The sequence below is a fragment of the Microbacterium sp. HMWF026 genome (genome assembly GCF_003061325.1).
GTDB lineage: Bacteria > Actinomycetota > Actinomycetes > Actinomycetales > Microbacteriaceae > Microbacterium > Microbacterium testaceum_E.
In genome coordinates, this window is record NZ_QAJB01000123.1 from 1 (window position 1) to 5934 (window position 5934).

Consider the following 5934-nt stretch of genomic DNA (forward strand, 5'->3'; position numbering starts at 1 on the left):
CCGCCACCGCCCTCCCGGCCCCTCCGCGACTACGCCGCCATCGGCGATGGACGCACGGTCGCGCTGATCGGGCTCGACGGATCGGTGGACTGGCTGCCGCTGCCGAACATCCACTCGCGGCCCGTGTTCGCGCGTCTAGTGGATGAATCCGCCGGCGGCTGCATCGAACTCGCCCCGGTGGGGGAGTACACGGTCACGCGCCGCTACGTCCCCCGCACCAACGTGCTCGAGACCACCTTCACCACCGATACGGGCGTGGCGACGGTGACCGACGCGATGGTCACCGGTATCGCGGGTCGTCTGCCGTGGGCCGAACTGGCGCGACGCGTCGACGGGGTGAAGGGAGAGGTCGAGTTCGCCTGGTGCGTGCAGCCGGGCACGATGCTGCGCTCGGCGGCGCCGTGGACCGAACGCATCGACGGGTTCTCGATCATGCGCATCGGACACGTCTCGCTCGCCGTCACCGGTGACGAGCACGGCCTGAACGGCGACCCCGACAGCGAGAACGCGAGTATCGACGGCGGCTTCACCACCTCGAAGGGGTCGCGCCACCTGCTCGTCATCGCCGCCACCGAGGGCGAGCCCCTGCGCATCCCCGACGCGAAGAACGTCGACCGCGGCATCGACCGCACCATCGGCGGCTGGACCATGTGGTCCGACGAGTTCTCGTACGAGGGGCCCTGGGCCGACGACGTCCAGCGCAGCGCCCTCGCCCTGAAGCTTCTCTTGTTCAGCCCGACGGGCGCCATCGCGGCCGCGGCGACCACCTCTCTTCCCGAGAACCCGCGCGGCGGCAAGAACTGGGACTACCGTTACGCCTGGGTGCGCGACCTCGCCTACACGGCCCACGCCTGGGTCGGCTTCGGACTGCGCGAAGAGACGCACGCCGCGATCTCGTGGCTGCTGCGCACGATCCGCAGGAACGGCCCCGAGGTGCAGGTGATGTACACCCTCGACGGCGATGCCGAGATCGGCCTCGAGAAGCACGAAGTGCCCGGCTGGAACGGCAACCAGCCCGTCGTCACCGGCAACCCCGCACAGGGGCAGCTGCAACTCGGCGTCTACGGCGACCTCATCGCCCTGTGCCGCACGTACGTCGAGGCCGGCAACCGCCTCGACACCCAGACCGGCCGGCTGCTCGCCGACGTGGCGGACCGCACGTGCGACCTGTGGCGCCGCGAGGACTCCGGCATGTGGGAGCTGCCCGAACTGCGCCACTACACCTCGTCGAAGATGGGCTGCTGGAAGGCCCTCGACGACGCGCAGTGGCTCGCCGACGGCGGCCACATCCCCGACAACGGCGACCGCTGGCGCGCCGAACGCGACCGGATCCACCGCTGGGTCGAGGAACGCTGCTGGTCGGACGACCTGCAGGCCTACACCCTCGCCCCCGGCAGCGACGACCTCGACGCCTCGGTGCTGCTGCACGCCCCCACCGGCTTCGACCGCGGTGAGCGGATGTCGAAGACCCTGGATGCCATCACCGAACGCCTCACCACCGAGAACCACCTGGTCTACCGGTACACGGGTATGGACCAGGAGGAGCAGACCTTCGTCGCCTGCGCCTTCTGGCGGGCCACCGCGCTGGCGTGCGTCGGACGCCACGCCGAGGCGATCGAGGCGATGGACGCGCTCGTCGCCCAGGGCAACGATGTCGGCGTTTACTCCGAGATGATCGCCGAGTCGGACGGCGCCTTCTGGGGCAACCTGCCGCAGGCGCTCAGCCACCTGGCCCTCATCAACGCCGCCCTGGTCATCCGCGACCTGGTCGACGACGCCGATCTCGGGGATCGCTGACCCGGCGCTCCCCGCACCCGTCGGGACGGTCTCGTCCCGGCATCCCCTCGAAAGGACTCGCCATGACTTCGCAGTACACGTTCACCGACCCCTCGAAGCTGTACGCCGACATCGATCCGCAGTCCCAGGATGCGAAGGAGCCCGGCCTTGACGCCGAGCTCACCCCGAAGGCCGCGCTGGGCGAGGACACCTACGTCGGCAGCGACCGCCTGAAGGGGCGCAAGGCCCTGATCACCGGCGCCGACAGCGGCATCGGCGCGGCCACCGCGATCGCCTTCGCCCGCGAGGGCGCCTCGGTCGCCATGTCGTACCTGCCCGAGGAGAAGGTGGATGCCGATCGCATCGCCGGCATCCTGCGCGACGCCGGCGCCACCGTCGTCCAGATCCCCGGCGACCTGCGCGAGCGCGACTACGCGCGCACCCTCGTGAAAGAAGCGGTCGAGGGCCTCGGCGGACTCGACATCGTCGTGAACAACGGCGGCAAGCAGCTCTTCAACGAGGACGTCACGACGCTCTCGGACGAGCAGTTCGACGACACGTTCAAGACCAACGTCTACGCGATGTTCTGGATCTGCAAAGAGGCCGTGCCGCACCTGCAGCCGGGCTCGACCATCATCAACACCACCTCGATCCAGGCGTACTCGCCGGCACCGATCCTGGTCGACTACGCCTCGACGAAGGCTACGATCAACACCTTCACCAAGGCCCTCGGTCAGCAGCTCGCGCCCAAGGGCATCCGCGTGAACGCGGTCGCGCCCGGCCCGATCTGGACGCCCCTGCAGGTGACCGACGGTCAGCCCGACGAGAAGGTGGACGAGTTCGGTGAGGAGACCCCGCTCGGACGCATGGGTCAGCCGGCCGAACTCGCCCCCGCGTACGTGTACCTCGCGTCGGCGGAGTCGAGCTACGTCATCGGTGAGACGCTGAACGTCAACGGAGGGATGCCGACGCCGTAAGCATCCGCACGACAAGGGGCCGCCATCCGGATTCGGGTGGCGGCCCCTTCGGCGTTCCGGGCCGGTCCCGTCGGCGGGCTCGAAGGCCTGGCGTCAGAGGTGCGTCAGTCGGTGAGCGGCTTGCGGTAGAAGATCTCGCCGTCGTCCGTGATCTCGCTGCGGTGGTACCCCTCGCGCTCATAGAGACGCTGGTTGGCCTCGCTGAGCGCTCCGGTGAACAGTTCGGCCTGGGCGGCGCCCGCGTCGCGTCCGCGCTGCTCGACCGCCGCCAGCAGGTGGGTGCCCCACCCTTCGCCCTGCTGGTCGGGGGCGATGGCCAGCCGGCCGATGAGCAGCAGGTCCCCGTCGAGGCGGGCGCGCACCGCCCCCACGATGCGCCCGTCCGCGAGGGCCACGCAGCCCAGGTTGTCGACCAGCTCGGCGTGCAGCTCCTCCAGCGTCTGCGTGAGCGGCGGCATGTCGGGGTCGCCGTAGATCAGTGCTTCGCTGGCGAATGCGGCGCGCTGGATGGTCAGCACCTCGCCGGCGTCGTCGGGCGTGATGGGGCGGATGTCGGACGAGTCGGCCATCGGGTTCTCCTCGGAGCGGTTCGACACCTCCAGCGCGCAGTCGCGACGCGCACGGGGTGAGCCCGGGCACGACGCGGTCAGGCGGAAGGCTCAGCGATCGCGGTCGGTGTATTCGCCGGGGTTCTCGAGGTCCTCGCGGGATTCGTCACCGGTCGGGAGCTCGACGTCGGTGTAGGCCCCCGCCTCGTCGGCGCGGGGGCGGTCCTCGCTGCCGTCGGCGTTCTGCCGGTCGACGTACTCGCCGGGAAGGTCGGCGCTGCCGCGGTCGGCCGTCCCGTCGGGCAGCTGGACATCGGTGTACTGCCCCTCTTCGGGTCCGGTGCCGTGTCCCTTGACCTGCTCGTCGTGGTCGTGTTCGGCCATGGCCGCCTCCTGAGTTCGTGGTGATCCGACGTTAGACCCCCGGATGCCGCACCCGCAGCACTCTTGACACGGCGGCCCCGCACGGGACCGCGCTCACGCCGAGAAGATGTCGCGCGCGCGGGGTCGTCGCACCGCCGCGACGGCATCCAGAGCGGGCCCGAGCGCGGGGTGACCGAAGACGAAGCCGGCCTCGGTCAGCACGCGGGGGACCGCCCACCGGCTCTTCAGCACGAGCTCGGGCTCGTTGCGCAACAGGGCCATCGCCGGGTCGAGCATCCAGCGGAACGCCGGCAGGCCGAACGGCATCCGCGAGACCCGACGCACCTCGCGCATGAGTTCGCGGTTGTCGCTCACGCCGGGAGCCGACAGGTTGACGGGACCTTCGAGGTCGTCGCGGTCCCGCAGGAAGCGGACGGATGCCACGACGTCGTCGATGTGGATCCAGCTGAAGCGCTGGTGCCCCCGCGTCCGGTGCCAGGTCGAGCGCACCGGTCCGGTCGGCCGGGCGCCGATGCCGCGGTACCGGCGGTGCGGGAACCACCAGCTGTCGATCTGCGGGCCGCCCAGGCCCAGCCGGCCGAGTGCCAGCAGCATGCGGGTCGCCGGTCCGTCGCCCAGGACGATGGCCATGCGCAGCGCGACGCGCCGCGTGGCGGCGAGGTCGCCCGCGAAGAACGCCCGCTCCCAGCTCGTCGCGACATCGACCGAGAACCCTTCGCCGATCACGCCGTCGACCTCGTCGTTCCCGCGCGCGGTCTCGTGGCGGTAGATCGTGGCGGTGGAGGCATTCATCCATACACGCGGCGGGTGTGCGGCGATGGTGACCGCGGCGTGCAGGGCCCGCGTGGTGTCGACCCGCGAGCGCAGGATCTCGTCGCGGTTCGCGTCGGTGTACCGGCACGACACGATCTTGCCGGCGAGGTTGATCAGCACCTCGGCGCCGTCGACCAGCCGGGCGATCGCGGCGTCGTCGCCCCAGACCGCCGAGCCCGAGCGTCCCACGGTGAAGACGTCGTAGCCGTCGTCCTCGAAGGCGCGGGCCAGTGCGCGGCCGACGAAGCCGCTCGCACCGGCGATGACGACACGGGGTCGGGACACGGCATCCTCCAGGGGTCGGTGGCCTCAGCCTAGGGGCGCACCCCCGCGCGACGGCGCCGCGCGGGGGACTGACACAATGAGACCTATGCGACGACAGGCACGGGCCGCGCGCGCCGGGCGCGGCGCCGCCGCGGCGACCGTCGCCACCTTCGTCGCGCTGCTGTCGCACGTCTCGGCCGGGGGCCAGGTGCCCGGAGCGCTGGGCGTACTCGTCCCGCTCGCGCTGTCGTTCGTCGCGTGCACGGCCCTCGCGGGACGGCGGCTCTCGGCTCTGCGACTCGGCATCGCGGTCGCGCTCAGCCAGGTGCTGTTCCACGGGCTGTTCGTCCTGGGCGCGTACGACCCGGGCGCCGCGGGCCACGTGCACGGCGCCGTGTTCGCGGCATCCGGTGCGCCTCTTCCGGTGGCGTCGATGGATGCCACGATGAGCGCCGGACACCTGTTCGCCGCGGTCGCGACCACCGTCGCGCTCCACCGGGCCGAACGCACCTTCGCGCTGCTGCGCGAGCTGGCAGACCGGTGCGTCGCATGGGTCCGCGCGCGGGTGGCGCTGATCGCGGCCGCGCTCGGACCCGCCCCCGTGCGCCGGACGCTCGCCGTCGACGCCGTGGCGGTACGTCCCCTCGTCCTGATGCTCGTCCGGTCGATCGGGCGGCGCGGGCCGCCGGTCGCGGCATCCTGACCCCCGCTCCACCTCTCTGACGGGTGGGGCGTCCGGCCGTGAGCCGGGCGCTTCGTGCGCCCACCGCGGCCGTCCCGCGTCCGCCGTCCGCGGACGCCCCTCATCGATGACCCCGTCGCCACGGCGCGGGGCCCGGCCGCGCACGCGCGCCGCCGGAGGACGGGTGCCGCGCGCACCCGGGAGAAGACACGACCATGCCTTGCTACACCCCTGCCCCGATCGTCCCGACTGCGGTCCGCTCATGACCGCCACCACCCCGGCCCCCGCGTCGGCGACCACCTCGTCCGCCCGGCCGCGAGGGTGGTTCACTCCGCTGCTGCGGAGGCTGCACTTCTTCGCCGGGATCCTCGTCGGACCGTTCATCTTCGTCGCCGCCGTCAGCGGTGCGCTCTACGCCGTGACCCCGACTCTCGAGAAGGTGCTCTACGCGCACGAGCTGACCGCGGCATCCGATGCCCCCGCCCTGCCC

At 71.7% G+C, this 5934-nt stretch carries 7 protein-coding genes; 4 read left to right on the plus strand and 3 right to left on the minus strand.

The window, feature by feature from the left end; all coding sequences use genetic code 11:
• Nucleotides 1-1797: glycoside hydrolase family 15 protein (locus DBR36_RS05540; protein ID WP_258222581.1), on the plus strand; the 1797-nt coding region annotated here is incomplete at its 5' end.
• A gap of 62 nt (nt 1798-1859) precedes the next feature.
• Nucleotides 1860-2753 carry an SDR family oxidoreductase gene (locus DBR36_RS05545; RefSeq protein WP_108317929.1) on the plus strand — a complete coding sequence of 298 codons (894 nt, stop codon included), beginning with the start codon at nt 1860-1862 and terminating at the stop codon, nt 2751-2753.
• 104 nt (nt 2754-2857) lie between these two features.
• Here DBR36_RS05545 and DBR36_RS05550 read toward each other — a convergent pair whose 3' ends face one another.
• The 3 genes from DBR36_RS05550 to DBR36_RS05560 all read right to left on the minus strand — a co-directional run bounded on the left by DBR36_RS05550 (nt 2858) and on the right by DBR36_RS05560 (nt 4783).
• Nucleotides 2858-3322: a GNAT family N-acetyltransferase gene (locus DBR36_RS05550; protein WP_108317930.1), complete on the minus strand. Its 465-nt coding sequence runs from the start codon at nt 3320-3322 to the stop codon at nt 2858-2860.
• Between the two features lie 90 nt (nt 3323-3412).
• Nucleotides 3413-3685, minus strand: a complete 273-nt coding sequence (locus tag DBR36_RS05555) for a hypothetical protein (RefSeq protein WP_108317931.1) — start codon at nt 3683-3685, stop codon at nt 3413-3415.
• 93 nt (nt 3686-3778) lie between these two features.
• The gene (locus DBR36_RS05560) at nt 3779-4783 is read right to left on the minus strand and encodes an epimerase (protein WP_108317932.1); all 1005 of its coding nucleotides are present in this window, start codon (nt 4781-4783) and stop codon (nt 3779-3781) included.
• An 85-nt stretch (nt 4784-4868) separates the two neighbouring features.
• Here DBR36_RS05560 and DBR36_RS05565 point away from each other — a divergent pair, with 85 nt between their 5' ends.
• Complete coding sequence (locus tag DBR36_RS05565; protein WP_108317933.1) at nt 4869-5465, plus strand: hypothetical protein; 597 nt, start codon at nt 4869-4871, stop codon at nt 5463-5465.
• A 241-nt stretch (nt 5466-5706) separates the two neighbouring features.
• Nucleotides 5707-5934 (plus strand): PepSY domain-containing protein (locus tag DBR36_RS05570; RefSeq protein WP_146185242.1); only part of this gene is annotated, 228 nt, incomplete at its 3' end.

Coding starts and splice junctions, on each gene's coding strand:
- DBR36_RS05545 (WP_108317929.1), top strand. CDS start 1,860: ATGACTTCGCAGTACACGTTCACCGACCCCTCGAAGCTGTACGCCGAC.
- DBR36_RS05550 (WP_108317930.1), bottom strand. CDS start 3,322: ATGGCCGACTCGTCCGACATCCGCCCCATCACGCCCGACGACGCCGGC.
- DBR36_RS05555 (WP_108317931.1), bottom strand. CDS start 3,685: ATGGCCGAACACGACCACGACGAGCAGGTCAAGGGACACGGCACCGGA.
- DBR36_RS05565 (WP_108317933.1), top strand. CDS start 4,869: ATGCGACGACAGGCACGGGCCGCGCGCGCCGGGCGCGGCGCCGCCGCG.